The sequence below is a fragment of the Lysinibacillus sp. EB271-A1-10B genome, assembly GCF_058791335.1.
On record NZ_JBYTDL010000007.1, the window covers coordinates 19,088 to 35,233 of the forward strand.

The following is a 16,146-nucleotide window of genomic DNA, read 5'->3' on the forward strand; positions in this document are numbered from 1 at the left end:
TTTATAAATGAAAAAATAACTATTTTACCAATTACCAGTATCCCAAATAAACTCACACATCCTTTCTTTAGAACTATAATCCTTCGATATATCCCTACATAAACATGTAATTTTATTAAATTTCAGCAAGTAAAAACTTTAATTACTTATCACAAAAAAATTTTCTAGTCTTAAAAAATGTGTGCTACCTCATACTATTGAATCCGTAACGCTTTATCACCATTAGCTATTTATCTTGAAAAGTAGTACCCCCTAGTTAATCTTTAAGAGAACTCCAATATTATTTCGCGACCTAAGCAAAAAAAAATCGCCGTAGCAGGCGATTTTTTTCTTTAGTGATTCTATCCGTTCACTTTGATATTTATTAATTTGCTTGTTTGTTGAAACGGTCGACAATCATGGCTAATGCACCATCTCCCGTTACATTTGTAGCTGTACCAAAGCTGTCTTGTGCTATATACAGTGCGATCATTAGTGCAACCATTGTTTCGTCGAAGCCGAGCATTGTTTGCAGTAAGCCTATTGCTGCCATGACTCCTCCTCCTGGGACACCGGGTGCCGCAACCATTGTAATACCTAGCATAAATATAAAGCCGATATATTGCACAAAGCCTATATCCATACCGTTCATCATCATAACACCTAAAGAGCAAGTTACGATTGTAATTGTACTACCTGATAAATGAATAGTTGCAAACAGTGGGATTGTAAAATTCGTTACTTTTTCTGAAGCCCCTGTTTTTTGTGATTGTCGCAATGTAACCGGAATAGCCGCAGCTGAAGATTGTGTGCCTAATGCTGTAAAATACGCAGGTAGCATTGTTCGAAGTAACTTAAGCGGATTTTTCTTATTTAAAGTTCCCGCAGTAGTGTATTGCACTAGCAATATTACCCAATGCATCGCAATTATTAGTACGAAGACAATTGCAAAGACAGATAAGATTTTTGCTACTTGACCTCCATATGTCATGTTCAAGAAAATCCCAAAAATATGGAATGGTAAAAGTGGAATAATGACAAATGCAATTACCTTTTCAATGATTACATTAAACTCTTCAAAACCACGTTTCATCACATCGCCTTTGATGACTGTCATACCAATCCCTACGATGAATGCAAAAATTAATGCTGACATCACACCCATTAATGGCGGCATTTCAACTTTAAAGAATGCCTGTGCTAAAAATTCCTCTGGGTTTTTCATACTTTCCATAGCACCATTTGATATGAAGTTAGGCAACACATTTCGCGCTACTAAAAAGGCGAACATGCCTGCAATGATTGTTGAGAAATAAGCAAAGAATGTTGCCAAGCCTAATAATTTTCCTGAGCCTTTCCCAAGCTGGGCAATGCCCGGTGCAATAAATGCAATAATAATAAGTGGTACTACAAAGTTTAAGAAATTACCGAATAAGCCATTAAATGTTGCAAATATACGTACAAATGGCTCCGGCATAAAACCTCCAAGTATTACCGCTAAAAAGATAGCGACAATAATTTTTGCCAATAGACCAAATTTAAACTTCACTATAATGTCCTCCTTAAAAAAACAACTGTCTTTCTCGAATGTATTAGTAGTAATTTAACATAAACAATCGTGAGAATATACAGTTCGGAGAATAGGCGGAATTGCAAAACTTTTCTTTATTTTCTATCGAACAATAAAAAAACTTAGAATAGGTAAAAAATCACCTATCCTAAGCTCTTTGTAACTTCTTTCAGCAAAGATCTCCCACCTCTAAAGATGATGAGATGAATGTGGCTTTAAGCCCTTTTCAGCGGGTGTCCAAACATCAGCTGAAAGAAGTTAAAGCCTCCGGCGGATGTCACGGAATCGTAAAGGAGTTCTTTGTGCAAGCACAAAGCTGATTCCGGACGCAATTATGCCGAGGCATAATTGATTAATCTTTAAATAATTTTTGTAAAATATAATATGATTGTTTTAAACGCTCTTCATACTTAGGTGTTTGCCATGGCTCCCAAGTATAAGGTGAGAGTTTCGGTAAGACTTGGCCATTTTTCTCAGGTAAAGATTTTACAACTTTGCCCTCTCTATCTACAAAGACCGCACCAATATAAATATTATCGACTTTCATCGAAGCTGTCTCTCCATCTTTATATAAATCTCCCATAAACTCACGCTGGCTTGGATCTCTAGTTTGGATTAGTAGCCAAGGAATTCGTAGCTCAATCACATGATCATCCGTCCACGTATAGTCTACTAACGAATTATAATCTTTTGCTTTTGGATTGGCATTCCCTTGAAGCAGCTTCCCTGTTTCATAATAACTAAAGTCGGTAGTTCTATCTTCCTCTGGTAAGTACAGTTGTTTATTTAACACATAATAAATCGGAGTAAACTTACCACTATTTTTTGTAGGAACTGCCATACGAGGTGGAATCAGATTTATATTATGACCGTAAAAATAATCATAGAAATCATAGTATTCATCTATGACAACTCGAGAGTCTCCACTTTTATTTAATTCCACAATAAAATCTACGCCATTTGAAAACGTCATATCTTTTATGGATGTAGCTGAAGTATTCCCTTGATTTGGTACTACATCAAGTAAAATACGAGGTGAGGCTTGTTCTAAAACATCACTTTTTAATTTGAGATACAAATATCTTTCATCATAATCGACAGCAAAATCTGTTGAGTCAGAAGGTGAGGTATTGTACATTTGTGTACCTTTCCATTCCTTTGTATCGCCGTCTACTTTTACTTTAGATCGATCAAAGCTTAGTACGCCAAATTGTTGTTCATTTGTTTGTGCATTAGACCAAAACGGTCGACGGTTTGGATCATCATAATCCATCGTATTCCACGTCCGCTTAAACCACTCGTCCTGCCAAGTAAAGACAAGACCTCCGAGCAAGCCTTCATGCATAATATCTTCATATAAATGTTGTAACGTTTCACCTTGCTGCTGTTCGGACATATGGCCCTGATTCCAGCCATAAACATTTTCATGTGTCATACCACGAGCTGCAGGTATTCCAAATTCCGCAACAAGAACAGGCATATTATGCGCCTCATGTAGTTCTTTTAAATATCCTGCATAACTATTTTTATTGCCCCGGAAATCTTTATAATTTAAATATTTTTGATCGTAGTTAAAGAAGTCAGGGTAATAAGGATAAACATGATAGGAAGCAAATTGACCTGGTGCCTGCATCTCACCTTTCGTATAGATGACATTTGGATTTACGCCTACCAAATCCTCATCCTCAGAAGGCTCAGATGGATGGTCTAATAAGTCGGTTGTTACCCAGTTTGTGAAACTCATTGGACGGATCCAATTATATTTATCCTTCTCGTAAACAGTAATTAGATCCATTTGCTCTGCTAACCAATGCTCAAATGGTGAAGCACTTTTCGTTTCAAAGTACTTTCCATTATATTCGCCTATATTAGCGTGTTTTTCATTCGTACCAACAACCATATGTGGATACCATTCGATTCCTAGCACCCAGCCTATTACATATTTTGAAACGTCCACATCATATAATCCTGAGGCATGCCCTGTTACTGGCTTCACATAAGTATTACCGTGGATAACGTCTACCATTCGTTTCATTTCAAGTTGAAAATCCTTTAGAGTAGCTTCATCATAGGCATCTAATGAATCAACCAAGCCTTCTTCGTTAATCCATACACCATGCAATACATACAGTGGTTTATCTGGATGTTCTTCATTGTATTTTGCAAGTGCCCGATAAAAACCTGGCGGGTGTAATGTATATACACGAATCGTATTGGCATTCATCTCAGCAATTTGACGGAACCATCGATAGTACTCTTCTTCTGTAATAGCAGCCTCACCAGGGAATGCTCCTGGTTTACCCATACCGATATTAACGCCCTTAAAGACTATCGGCTCCCATTTTCCATCTCGTAAGATTTCAAATGACTCGCCCTTAATACGTGCGTTGTAATTTAATTTGTCATGATTAACGTTTTCTTGAACTTCTTTTTGTTCAAACGTTTCAAAAATTTTATGCATGACCGGTATATAGATTGACCAATAAAATGAACTATCTGCATATTTCTCAGCATATTTATAAATGGTCGGTAATCCTTTTATTTTGTAAAGGGTTGGTACCTGGGACATATCGTTAAAGTCTCCTGCAAAATAATAGCTTGTCGTGTAGCGTTTATCCTGTGAAACGATTGCCGCAAATTGCTGTGGAATATCGTTGTCCTCTAATAGTTTTTCCCCTTCTTTTGTTAAGTCCCATTCATAATTAGCGAGAGCATCCTCTGCATATTTAGGTGTGATAATATCAAACCAATAGCCATATTCTGCATGAGCAGAGGTGTTGAAGAACTTTTTCCCTTCTTCAGTAAATTGCACTTGAATACCTTCTGTGTTAACATGCTTGTCCAACTCTAGCACAATGAGCTTTTCTGTAATTTCATTAAATAGAAGAAAGCCTCCGCCTTTGTATGGCCAATTATCACCATGTTCATCTATAACCCATTGTGGAATTTCTGTATTTTTATGATAATCAAGCTCATCAAAATATCGCCCAATCCATCCAGACCATGAAATTCCTAAATAATCCTGTAACTCTTTTCTAACTTCCACTGACGTTGGTGACGCAAATGTATTGTATTCAGCAATCAACATACTTTTCTTGTCGCTTGCTAAACGATCTACTATAGACTGCCATTCATCCATTTCCAAGCCGCCTACAATTTTTTCTGAACGTTTACCTAAGCGCTTTTTTTCATCTAAATCATCCTTATAAACCCCGTACGTATCAGCCAAATAAATAACATCATAATTACTATAGTCAGTCGGAAACTTTTTTTCCGACACTTTCTTCGTTTTATCATTCGGAAGCGTACCATAGTAATTTTTTTGTATATCATACGGATGCTCATCGATTGTGTATTTATAATGGTTTAAAAACCAGTTCACACCTAAATGCTCTCGATAAGTTTCATTCGGAACCGTTTTATCTAGAATCGCAACATTGAGTGGTTTTTCATCGCTGAAATACCACCATGCTATAGGTGTTATAATGAGAATTAGAACGACTATAATTCCTATATATATACGCTTCATACACTTTTCTCCTTTTCACCGATGCCGACACGCTTCATATTACCCCAATCGCTTCTTCTTAGCACAAACCGGAGCAATCCCTCACAGCGCCAAAAAAGAGTGAGTGGTCGATACCAGAAAATTTCAGTAAATGCTAAAAGTATCATGCGTAGTAGCTCTCTCGGTTTCGGATAAGTATTCAAAATCCATGCTTCGAATAATATAGAAGCTATTGAAAAAATTACCCCATAAATAACGAAAAGAAGTAACAGGATTATGGCTACTTCATAATAGATTTCCCCTAAGAAAAATGCCACTACGATATAAATATAACCACCTAGCTCAACTAGTGGTCCTAGGCATTCTACTAGCCAAAAGTATGGAAATGAAAGCATGCCTATTAAGCCATATTTAGGATTCAACGTCATCGTCTTATGCTTCCATAGGCTTTCAAATAATCCTTGATGCCAACGTCTACGCTGGTTTCGCAAAACCCCTAATGACTGAGGTGCTTCAGTCCAGCATACAGGATCTGGAACAAATTCTATACGTTTCTTTTCTTTTTTCTTTCTAATCAAACGGTGAATATTCACGACGAGCTCCATGTCTTCTCCAATAATATTCGTTGAATAACCGCCCGCTTCCACAGCCCATTCCTTCGAAAACACACTAAATGCTCCCGAAATAATAAGCACAAGATTGTATTTACTTAAAGCTATTCGCCCCATTAAAAAGGCTCTCGCATATTCTATTATTTGCATGATCACTAAGTAATTATTTGATAAGTGTGTTTCAGTAACGGAACCAAGCTGCATTTTTGCGCCATTGGCAATTCGGATATTTCCTCCTGCCGCAATCACTTCACCATCAGATAAAACAATCGGTTTCATCACACGAAGCAATGATTTTTCATCTAAGATTGAATCACCATCAATAGAGCAGAAATATGGATATTGAGATACATTAATACCAACATTTAATGCATCTGCCTTACCACCATTTTCTTTATCTACTAAAATACAATTTTTATAGATTTCAGATTCATAAATTTGTTTAACTTGTTTTGTAGGGATATGTGTACGAACAATTTTATCAACGGGCTTCATTCGGAAATGCTCGATTACGGTTTGTAGTGTAGAGTCAGTAGACCCGTCATTAATAATGATAATTTCCGTTTGTGGATATCGTAAATTCAACAATGAATAGACTGTGTCTACAACGCCAATCTCTTCATTGTAAGCAGGAACTAATAAGGATACTGGTTTTGAGTAAAAGGCATCTGTATGCGCATCATCATACTCTGAGGGGTCTAATTTATAGCGTTTTCGCATAACTAACATGGCTATAACAAACATGGCGCAATACGAAACAATAACGAACAACATATAAAATAGAATAAATCCACCAAAGAACCACATACAAAAATCTAAAAATACTTTCATTTGTTCCCTCGCTTTCTGACGATTGTTTCACGAGCCATGTCAATTGCATATGGGTCATTTGAGGATTCCATAAATTGCTGTAATTTCGCAATTCCATCTCTATTTTCAGCAATTGTTTTAGCAGCCTGTGAGCGAACCCACCAATTTTCATCTTGAAGAAGTTGTTCTAAATAAGCATAGGTATAGTTTAGAGGTACATGCTTAAAGATTTTCGCAACCATTAATCTTATTTCCCACATATCTGATGTCACAAATGGAACATAAGGATCGATTTCATCAATTACACCAATTTCATAAAGACCTTTTAATGCTCTTATTTGTATTTCTGGAACCTCATGCGTTAATAGCTGTTTTAACCGATCAATGTATTGTATATTTCTTTTTACAGCTGCAGTATCAATTGCAGCAAATTGGATATTTGTTGTCCAGCTATTAAAGTCTTCAAATAATCGAATAAATACGTCATCCTCTAACAAGACAAATACTCTTCTATATTCGCTTTCAGAATAATGAATGTTCGATTCTTTAATTTTTTCGATAAACAATTCTGGTTGGAAGAGAGAGTATATTTTTAACAGTTGAAAATATTCCTCCTCCGAAATTTTGGTTTTTTCGAATTGAAGACATGTCTCTAATAAATCCTCTATCTGTAAATCAGCAATATGATATAAAGCATTCATCCTAATGCTCCATCGTTTACTGGTCAAATCCTTTTCATAATACTTTTTTAAATAGAGATTAGAAAACTCTTTTATTTTGTGTTCAACTTTCTCATTGCTTATATTTTTCAAATAAGATGAAAAGATTATTTCTATAGCTGCTACTTGAGCTCTCTCTCGGGGTACAAGCACTATAGAGAAAATTTCATCATTGATTAAATAGTTGTACCATTGCTGTGAAGAGTTTTGTAAAAAAGTATCACGCACTTCTGCAAAACGAATCTCCCGCTTGCGCTGAACAAGTATATAGATCGTAAATAAAAATAGAACTGTTAATAAAATACCGCTGACCGTTAAAAGAAAAGGAATCGACAGCTTGATCATAGCCAAAACCTCGCAAAAGTCTTCTTAATTTTTGCTTCTAACAAACGTAAATTAAATGGTTTTACGATATATTCATCGACGCCACCTTCATAAGCATTCAGTGTTGCACCCTCTGAGTTTCGTTCTGACATCATATAAATGATGAACTTTTTCTCATTCGGCATTTCTCGCAAAACGTGCAAAATTTCTAAGCCATTTTTACGTGGTAAAATATCGTTCATCAAAACTAAATGCATATGGCCAGATTTATAGTTATCGGACTGTAAAAAATCATAGCCATCTTCATAGGTCGACACGTCAAAAGTATAATGAGGAATGTCTAAATTTTCGAGTGTCGTTTCTAGCACTTTTCTAAAGATTTCATTTTGTTCAATAATGCTAACCTTTACTTGCTCCGTCGGTTGTACACGATAATCTGTAACCTGTTCTACTGACCAAGTCGGCTGTTCTTCATCTGCTAGTTTGTGCTTGTTTTTCTCTAACAATGTTTCAAAATCAACATTATTATTTCTTATTTCAGTAACGGAAGCTTTTAACGCTATTTGTTGAAATTCCCTTTCTTGCGTTAGAATTGCGAAAATCCGCTTTAAAAATGCTTTTACCTCTACTTCACTACTTTGCAGAAAAAATATCCCCCAATGCATGCCATCTGCTAGTTGGAAAAGTAAATCTGTTTTTCGTATTTTAGATTTTAAAAAAGCTGAAATTTGATGATTCACTTGATTACGTTCTATATCAGTTCCTTGTGAGGAATTCGCTACTTTAAAAAAGACTGCAGTCATTGTTAGACGCGAACGAATAACACTCTCACGCAAAATTTCAAAATAACCCTTCACCTCATGCTCCTGCATGATATCTTCCGCAACGATTAATTTATTCATTTGTGTTCACTCCAGTTGATGGAAGAAGCATTTTATTCTTCTTCGTTATTTTTCTATCATTCTTTTGATTTATAAACACAACAACTATAGTAATAAATATGACTAAACAATTTCTATACAAAATTTTTGGTAAATCGATCACTTTTAAAATATTATTATATTTTTGTTATAAACTACAGAATAATACCTCTCCTGACAAAAAGTTATATTTTTCTGATAAAAGACAGCCTTTTTATAATAAGAAGAAAGGGTATGTAATCTTTTAAATTACATACCCTTTCAAACTACAAAAAACACTATTTTATTCCAGCTTGTCGACTCATCCTGTCAGCGCCAAATCGGAGTGAAAATCAGCCTTTGTTTATTATTCAATTCTTTCGATAACAAGAAAAAGGGTATGTAAGTTTTATACTTACACACCCCTTTAAATAAATTATTTAACTGGCACAACTGAGCCTTTCCATTCTTCAATAATGAAGTCTTGGATTTCTTTAGATTTTAATACTTCTATCAATTTTTTAATTTCTGGTTTTGTTTCATCACCAGCACGTACAGCTACAATATTTACATAAGGAGATTCTTTATCTTCAAGAGAAATTGCATCTTTCAATGGATTAATATTGTTATCGATTGCAAAGTTCGAGTTAATTAAAACTGCATCGCCTTCATTATTTTCATACATTTGTACAAGCATTTCTGGAGCTGTATTTGCATCGAATTTGAAGTTCTTAGGGTTTTCTGCGATATCTTTTATTTCTGCTGCTGTTTTATCAACGCCATCTTTTAATTTAATTAAGCCCTTAGCTTCTAACAATGAAAGCATACGACCGTGGTCTGAAACTGAGCTAGAAAGTAAAATTGTTGCACCTTTTGGTAGATCCTCAAGAGTTTTATATTTTTTAGAGTAAATTCCGATTGGTTCAATGTGAATGGCACCAGCATTTACAAAGTCGTAGCCATTTTCTTTCATGCTAAGCTCTAAGAAAGGTAGGTGTTGGAAATAGTTTGCATCAAGTTCACCTGATTCTAAATGTTGGTTTGGTAATACATAGTCTTGATACGTTTCAATTTTAAGATCGATACCTTCTTTAGCTAAAGCTGGCTTTGCTTTTTCCAAAATAACCGCATGAGGCGTATTAGAAGCACCTATTGTTAATGTTACATTTTCTTTATTGTCTGATTTATCACCAGATGATGCGTTTGAGTTTGTATCATCTTTTTTACCAGCACCACAAGCAGCTAAGGCTAATACTAATACTGATAAAAATAATCCTGTTAAAAATTTCTTCATTTTATTGCACTCCCTTTTAACTAATTTAAAATATGTTAGCGGCATAAAACCGAAATAACTTTTTTGATGTTCGTAGCGAGATACGCTTTTTTCTTTTTAGCGTTTATCTGTTTTGGCTGTAATTAAGTCGCCAATCCATTGAATAATAAATACTACTATTAAGATTAATATAGTCGCCATTAAAGTTACATCTTGGCGATTACGTTGGAAACCATCTAAGAATGCTAAGTTTCCTAGACCGCCTGCACCGATAATACCTGCCATCGCAGTATAGCCAACAAGTGCTACAGCCGTTACAGTAAGACCAGAAATAAGCGCTGGGAACGATTCTGGAATTAAAACTTTCCAAATAATCGTTGACGTTTTAGCACCCATTGAACGAGCCGCTTCAATAACGCCTTTATCGATTTCACGCAATGAAATTAATACCATACGCGCATAAAATGGTGCAGCTCCGATAATTAGTGCCGGTAAAGCAGCATCTGCGCCACGAATTGTGCCGAGTAAAAATTTCGTAAATGGAATTAATAAAATAATCAAAACGATAAATGGAATCGAACGGAAAATATTAACGATTGAGCCTGTTAAAAAGTTCACCAGTTTATTGGCCCATAGTTGGTTTGGACTTGATAAAAACAATAAGATCCCAATTACTAATCCAAGTATAAATGTGATCACCGTAGAGATTGTTGTCATATACAACGTTTCATACGTAGCTTCCCACATTTTTTCCCAGTCGACATTCGGAAAGAAATTAGTTAGCATTGGCAATCACCTCCGTTTGTACTTCGACTGTATGCAAGTAGCTAAGTGCAGCTGCAACATTCGACTCTGTGCCTTCAATTTGTACAATAAGTGTACCGTACGCACCATTTTTTGTTTGCGAAATATTACCATGTACTATACTTACTTCTACATCACACTGTTTTACAAGATGTGAGATGACAGGCTGCTCTGTTTTTTCTCCTACAAATATTAGCTTTACAAGTTGTCCATTAGGGTAATTTGCTTTAATTTGTGCCACAGTTTCCTGTGTCTCCTTCGTATCTGTAATTTGAGAAACGAATTTTTTTGTAATGTCCGCTTGTGGCGCTTGGAATACTTGTAATACTTCACCACGTTCTACAATTTCTCCAGCTTCCATAACCGCTACACGGTGGCAAATTTTACGAATAACATGCATTTCATGTGTGATTAACACGATCGTTAAACCTAGTCGTTCATTAATATCGACAAGTAAATCTAGGATAGCATCTGTTGTCTCCGGATCGAGTGCGGATGTTGCCTCATCACATAACAATACTTCTGGATTATTAGCAAGTGCACGAGCGATGCCTACACGTTGCTTTTGTCCCCCCGATAATTGTGATGGATACGCTTTAGCACGTCCGTCTAAGCCAACTAGTGTGATCAATTCTTTCACACGTGCCTCACGTTTTGCCTTTGGAACACCTGCGATTTCTAGTGGGAAAGCAATGTTTTCCGCAACAGTTCGAGACCAAAGTAAATTGAAATGTTGGAAAATCATACTGACCTTTTGTCTAGCATCTCTAAGCTTTTGCCCCTTTATGGATGAAAATTCTTGATTGTTAACCGTTACCGTACCAGATGTAGGCTTTTCTAAACCGTTTAACAAACGAATCATTGTACTTTTACCAGCGCCACTATAGCCGATAATGCCATAAATTTCACCTTTATCGATAGAAAGGTTGACGTCTTTAACTGCTGTTAATTCGCCATTCGAGGTCTTGTATTTCTTCGTAATATTTTGAAGCTGAATCATAGCGAATTCTCCTTTTCTTATATCAATTGTGCCTCGGCATAATTGCGTCTGGAATCGGCTTTGTGCTGGCACAAAGAAATCCTTTTCGATTCCATGACATCCGCCGGAGGCTCTAGGCCAACATGACGTTGGTCACTCAGTCGTTGCCACAGGATGTGGCGTTCTTAGACTGAGTTCCTCTATTTCAGCGGCTGAAAGAAGTAAAAAACCCCTTCAACTATAGACAAGTAGAAGGGGTCACGTAACTTATACGTTGAACCGTTCTCTCATCTTTCAAAGATAAAATCTTTGGGTGATTTGGCACCTTTTCACTTTTGTGATGGTTGCCGGGCTTCATAGGGCACTTCCCTCAGCCGCTCTTTATAAGAGTTCGATATATTTATATTTTTTAGTATATTCGTACTTTACCACGTGAGTAAAGTCCAGTCAATTTATTTTTTTAACAATTCGTATAAATACGGTACGGATTGAAAGGCATAAACCTTCTCCGTCACTTTTCCGCCTTCACATACAAGTAAACACGGTACACTTTCAATTTTATTTTCATAAGCGATTTGCTCAATAAAGTTAATATTCGCTTTACCAATCTGTAGCTGTGGCAGCAATTGTTCAACAACCGACATCATTTTCGATGCAACTACACACGTTCCACACATTGGTGTATATAAATAAAAAGCAGCCTTTTCACCAGACTGGATAGCCACGTCCCACTGCTCTTTTGACCATTCTTCCATCTTTTTTCACGCAACCTTACAAAATATATTCATTATGGATTGAGAAATGTGCACGAAGCAAAATCGCCGCTAACACCTTTCTCGGAGTTGTCTCTACTTCCTTATATGTTGGCATTGTACGTAAATGCTCGGCCTCTGGATAATGTCTGTCCATTAATGCTCGTAGCTTATCACCCGATGTATCTGCATCAAAAAATGTATAAAGCTCACAGCCTTCATATGGATCAAGTAACTCTTCTAATTGATGCACACCAATTGTACCATTCGTGCAAAGTATTTTAACATGTTCATTTAAAATAGGTTCAATTTGAAGCTTATCCGAACGGCCTTCGACAATTAAGCATTTCCCCTCGAACATAACGCCACCCCCGTTTAGACATATCCCTTATCATTATTATATCAATAAATCTTGTCATTGATACTGTTAGACACCTATTGTTAAGGGAATATACTGGCATTCACCCTCATCCACTATGATGGCAGAATGGATGAAGATAATAAAAAACGTCGGTAGTTTCCGACGTTTTTCTATTACAGGCTTGTCTTATAAGCTTGTCTTATTCTGCAATCATTTCATCGTATTGCTCAGCTGTCATAAGCTTTTCAACTTCTGATGCATCAGCAGGCTCTACAACGATCATCCATGCTTTTTCATATGGTGATTCATTAACGAATTCTGGGCTATCTTCTAAATCTGCATTTACTTCAACTACTGTACCTGAGATTGGTGCATATAATTCAGAAACTGTTTTTACAGATTCTACGCTACCAAATGGATCATCTGTTTTGATTTCGTCGCCAACTTGTGGAAGTTCAACGAAAACGATATCTCCAAGTTCAGATTGTGCGAAATGAGAAATACCGATACGTACTTTTCCATCTTCTACTTTAACCCATTCGTGCTCTTCAGAGTAACGTAAGTCTTTAGGTGTGTTCATGCAAAAACCCCTCCATAAATATGTAATATATTCACTTTCAGTGTGCCATACTTCTTTCATAAAAACAAGATTAAAAGCGATTAAAAGCGGTTATTTCCAAGCTTGCTCAAAATCTGATTCTTTAAACCCTAACGTAACTTTTTTCCCATCAGTTACAATTGGACGTTTAATTAACATACCATCTGAAGCAAGCAGTTCAAGTTGCTCCACTTCAGTCATTTCAGCAAGCTTATCTTTCAAGCCAAGCTCGCGATATTTCATACCAGAAGTATTAAAAAATTTCTTTAAAGGTAGTCCACTTACTTGCCATAAGTTTGATAGTTCGTCCTTTGTTGGCGGTTGTTCGACAATGTGTACATCTTCATATGAAACTCCATTGTCATTTAGCCATTTTTGTGCTTTTTTACAAGTAGTACATTTCGGATATTGAATAAATTGAATCGTCATTTAAAGGCTCCTCTACTATCATTTTTAGGAACTACATTTTCAGTGTATCCCTCATTTTCTGTAGTATACCATCATAACCGTTACGAACCAAAATGAAACAATTATTAACTTATTCCTTCCATATCGTGGGGTTGATTTCCGTTACGGCTGGGCGCTTTGCCGCTGACGCTTCGCTTTCGCGCAGAGCTTCCTGGGAGCGTCCGATGAGCCGCTTCGCTGCAGGGTCTCATCTGTGACGCTGATCCCCAAGGAGTCGCCCAGCCTCCACTCCAATCAACCAATTCATATAGCGTGTGTTTCTTGCATATTTATCCGATTTAATGTAATAAAACCAAGCTTTAGCTACCGGTGTTTTTTCGTGCGAAAGCGAAGTGTTATCGTAGCAGAATCAACAACAGATGTACAATCGCCCTTACTATTCTGATTGATTATGATGTGTAGCCTTAGCGTTCTCATTTGCCATTCATAAAATTTATTAAAGTTCTACGATATTGTTGATTGGAGTGGAAGGCTACTCGACTCCCGTGGGAAAGTGAGACAGGCGAGATCCTGGACTGAGCCGAGCGAAGGAAGCGGCTCGACGCTCGCCCACAGGAAGCCTTGCTCTGTGCGAAAGCGTAGCGGCAGCAACAAAGCGAGTAGCCTGGAACGGAAATCACCCCCTCATTTTAAGAGCTATACTTTTACTTCCAACAAAAAAACCTAGCTATCGCAACTCTGTGGATAGCTAGGGTTTTTTTGCATATTAAACTACAAATTTTTCTGCTTCAATTAATTTAACAGAAGCTTCGCGTTTCTTCGCGATTAAGTTGTATGGGTTGTTGCGAGTTAATTTACGCAGTGCAGACAATGTCATGCGTGCAGCGTCGCCGTCTGCTGAAGCAAGAATCGTATCTTTTGCTTCTTTTTCAATTTCTGCAAATGCTTCTTGGCAGAAGATTTGAGTATACAGTAATTTTTGATGAGCTTTTTCAGCACCGTCACGAGCAATCGCCTTTTCTGTACGCAATACAGCAGATTCCATAGCGAATAGTTGGTTTGCGATATTTGCAATCTTCACTAATACTTCTTGCTCTTGATCAAGCTTCGCGCCGAAGCGTTGTGCTGCTAAACCTGATGCTAATACAGCAATTTTCTTCGCATTTTTCACAAGGTATTTTTCCTGTGCTAATGGCTCTGTACCTACATCTTCAGGCATTAGCATAAGAAGCTCTTGTTGTAAATTTTGAGCAACTTGTAGCAACGGCAATTCACCTTTTATTGCCTTTTTCATAAATGTACCTGGTACAATCATGCGGTTAATTTCATTTGTACCTTCAAAAATACGATTAATACGAGAATCACGATAAATGCGCTCTACTTCGTATTCAGCCATAAAGCCGTAACCACCGTGTAATTGAACCGCTTCATCCGCAATGTAATCTAAAGTCTCAGAACCAAATACTTTAGCAATAGAACATTCAATAGCATACTCAGCAATTGCACTAGCAATCACTTTCCCTTGTTTTTGCTCATCTGGGCTTAGCTGACTTAAGCGGTCCTCAAATAAACCTACTGTACGATAGTTTAATGACTCAGACGCATACAATTGTGATGCCATTGTCGATAATTTTTCTTTTGTTAGATTGAAATCAGACAGCTTCGTTTTAAACTGCTGACGTTGGTTTGTATATTGAATAGCAAGCTCTAATGCACGTTTCGAGCCACCGATTGTTCCAACCCCTAATTTATAGCGACCGATATTTAAAATATTAAAGGCAATAACGTGTCCGCGACCTACTTCACCTAATAGGTTTTCTACAGGTACTTCTGCATCTTCAAGGATTAAAGTACGTGTTGATGAAGATTTGATTCCCATTTTTTTCTCTTCTGCGCCAACTGAAACGCCATTGAAGGCACGTTCTACGATAAATGCCGAGAATTTATCGCCATCGATTTTTGCATAGACAACAAATACATCTGCAAAGCCTGCATTTGTAATCCATTGCTTTTCACCATTTAAAATATAATGTGTTCCTGCATCGTTTAACTTCGCAGTCGTTTTTGCACCTAATGCATCAGAACCTGAACCTGGCTCTGTTAATGCGTAAGCAGCGATTAATTCACCTGAAGCAAGCTTTGGTAAATACGTCTTCTTTTGATCTTCATTTCCGAATAGGACAATTGGTAAAGAACCAATGCCTACGTGTGCTCCATGTGTAATAGAGAAACCGCCAGCTACAGACATTTTTTCTGCGATTAATGCAGAAGAAACTTTGTCTAATCCTAGCCCTTCATATTCTTCAGGTACATCCGCGCTTAGTAAGCCGAGTTCACCTGCGCTTTTTAGTAGACGAACCGAATGCTCAAATTCATGGTTTTCTAAATTTTCAACGACTGGTAACACTTCATTTGCTACATACTCTTCTGTAGTTTTAGCAATCATTTTATGCTCATCTGTGAAATCTTCTGGTGTAAACACACGATCTAATTCCACATCTTCAATAATAAATCCGCCGCCTTTAATGAAATCCGTTGTTTTTTCTGTCAT

The 16,146-nt window shown here is 36.9% G+C and carries 13 protein-coding genes and 1 riboswitch; all 13 genes read right to left on the reverse strand.

Going from position 1 to position 16,146, the window contains the following annotated elements; all coding sequences use genetic code 11:
- Window positions 1-364: 364 nt before the first annotated feature.
- Window positions 365-1,528, reverse strand: coding sequence for a dicarboxylate/amino acid:cation symporter (locus tag AC3WSK_RS11525; protein WP_079561473.1), 1,164 nt, complete (start codon window positions 1,526-1,528; stop codon window positions 365-367).
- Between the two features lie 373 nt (window positions 1,529-1,901).
- A complete protein-coding gene (locus AC3WSK_RS11530; RefSeq protein WP_492412382.1) occupies window positions 1,902-5,078 on the reverse strand; it encodes a hypothetical protein in 3,177 nt (1,058 codons plus the stop codon).
- The gene (locus AC3WSK_RS11535) at window positions 5,075-6,499 is read right to left on the reverse strand and encodes a glycosyltransferase family 2 protein (protein WP_079561471.1); all 1,425 of its coding nucleotides are present in this window, start codon (window positions 6,497-6,499) and stop codon (window positions 5,075-5,077) included. Before AC3WSK_RS11535 ends, AC3WSK_RS11530 begins: the two co-directional genes overlap by 4 nt.
- Window positions 6,496-7,542: a HEAT repeat domain-containing protein gene (locus tag AC3WSK_RS11540; RefSeq protein ID WP_427484754.1), complete on the reverse strand. Its 1,047-nt coding sequence runs from the start codon at window positions 7,540-7,542 to the stop codon at window positions 6,496-6,498. The genes AC3WSK_RS11535 and AC3WSK_RS11540 overlap by 4 nt, the downstream gene beginning before the upstream one ends.
- Window positions 7,539-8,423: a response regulator gene (locus AC3WSK_RS11545; RefSeq protein ID WP_079561469.1), complete on the reverse strand. Its 885-nt coding sequence runs from the start codon at window positions 8,421-8,423 to the stop codon at window positions 7,539-7,541. The genes AC3WSK_RS11540 and AC3WSK_RS11545 overlap by 4 nt, the downstream gene beginning before the upstream one ends.
- A gap of 433 nt (window positions 8,424-8,856) precedes the next feature.
- Entirely contained in the window at window positions 8,857-9,714 is an 858-nt protein-coding gene (locus AC3WSK_RS11550; RefSeq protein ID WP_427484751.1) for a MetQ/NlpA family ABC transporter substrate-binding protein, read from the reverse strand.
- 96 nt (window positions 9,715-9,810) lie between these two features.
- A complete protein-coding gene (locus tag AC3WSK_RS11555; protein ID WP_079561467.1) occupies window positions 9,811-10,479 on the reverse strand; it encodes a methionine ABC transporter permease in 669 nt (222 codons plus the stop codon).
- Window positions 10,469-11,497 carry a methionine ABC transporter ATP-binding protein gene (locus tag AC3WSK_RS11560; protein WP_079561466.1) on the reverse strand — a complete coding sequence of 343 codons (1,029 nt, stop codon included), beginning with the start codon at window positions 11,495-11,497 and terminating at the stop codon, window positions 10,469-10,471. The genes AC3WSK_RS11555 and AC3WSK_RS11560 overlap by 11 nt, the downstream gene beginning before the upstream one ends.
- A gap of 263 nt (window positions 11,498-11,760) precedes the next feature.
- A riboswitch (SAM riboswitch) is annotated at window positions 11,761-11,866 on the reverse strand.
- A gap of 62 nt (window positions 11,867-11,928) precedes the next feature.
- Complete coding sequence (locus AC3WSK_RS11565) at window positions 11,929-12,231, reverse strand: thioredoxin family protein (RefSeq protein ID WP_079561465.1); 303 nt, start codon at window positions 12,229-12,231, stop codon at window positions 11,929-11,931.
- Window positions 12,232-12,247: 16 nt separating this feature from the next.
- A complete protein-coding gene (locus tag AC3WSK_RS11570) occupies window positions 12,248-12,589 on the reverse strand; it encodes a toprim domain-containing protein (RefSeq protein ID WP_079561464.1) in 342 nt (113 codons plus the stop codon).
- Window positions 12,590-12,788: 199 nt separating this feature from the next.
- Window positions 12,789-13,169, reverse strand: coding sequence for a glycine cleavage system protein GcvH (gene gcvH / locus AC3WSK_RS11575; protein ID WP_079561463.1), 381 nt, complete (start codon window positions 13,167-13,169; stop codon window positions 12,789-12,791).
- A gap of 90 nt (window positions 13,170-13,259) precedes the next feature.
- A complete protein-coding gene (locus tag AC3WSK_RS11580) occupies window positions 13,260-13,616 on the reverse strand; it encodes an arsenate reductase family protein (protein WP_079561462.1) in 357 nt (118 codons plus the stop codon).
- Window positions 13,617-14,361: 745 nt separating this feature from the next.
- A complete protein-coding gene (locus AC3WSK_RS11585; RefSeq protein ID WP_079561461.1) occupies window positions 14,362-16,146 on the reverse strand; it encodes an acyl-CoA dehydrogenase FadE in 1,785 nt (594 codons plus the stop codon).

Bases quoted from the DNA above. Each gene is read 5' to 3' on its own strand.
- AC3WSK_RS11530 (WP_492412382.1), bottom strand. From the start codon at position 5,078: ATGAAGCGTATATATATAGGAATTATAGTCGTTCTAATTCTCATTATA.
- AC3WSK_RS11535 (WP_079561471.1), bottom strand. From the start codon at position 6,499: ATGAAAGTATTTTTAGATTTTTGTATGTGGTTCTTTGGTGGATTTATT.
- AC3WSK_RS11540 (WP_427484754.1), bottom strand. From the start codon at position 7,542: ATGATCAAGCTGTCGATTCCTTTTCTTTTAACGGTCAGCGGTATTTTA.
- AC3WSK_RS11545 (WP_079561469.1), bottom strand. From the start codon at position 8,423: ATGAATAAATTAATCGTTGCGGAAGATATCATGCAGGAGCATGAGGTG.
- AC3WSK_RS11550 (WP_427484751.1), bottom strand. From the start codon at position 9,714: ATGAAGAAATTTTTAACAGGATTATTTTTATCAGTATTAGTATTAGCC.
- AC3WSK_RS11555 (WP_079561467.1), bottom strand. From the start codon at position 10,479: ATGCTAACTAATTTCTTTCCGAATGTCGACTGGGAAAAAATGTGGGAA.
- AC3WSK_RS11560 (WP_079561466.1), bottom strand. From the start codon at position 11,497: ATGATTCAGCTTCAAAATATTACGAAGAAATACAAGACCTCGAATGGC.
- AC3WSK_RS11565 (WP_079561465.1), bottom strand. From the start codon at position 12,231: ATGGAAGAATGGTCAAAAGAGCAGTGGGACGTGGCTATCCAGTCTGGT.
- AC3WSK_RS11570 (WP_079561464.1), bottom strand. From the start codon at position 12,589: ATGTTCGAGGGGAAATGCTTAATTGTCGAAGGCCGTTCGGATAAGCTT.
- gcvH (WP_079561463.1), bottom strand. From the start codon at position 13,169: ATGAACACACCTAAAGACTTACGTTACTCTGAAGAGCACGAATGGGTT.
- AC3WSK_RS11580 (WP_079561462.1), bottom strand. From the start codon at position 13,616: ATGACGATTCAATTTATTCAATATCCGAAATGTACTACTTGTAAAAAA.
- AC3WSK_RS11585 (WP_079561461.1), bottom strand. From the start codon at position 16,146: ATGACAGAAAAAACAACGGATTTCATTAAAGGCGGCGGATTTATTATT.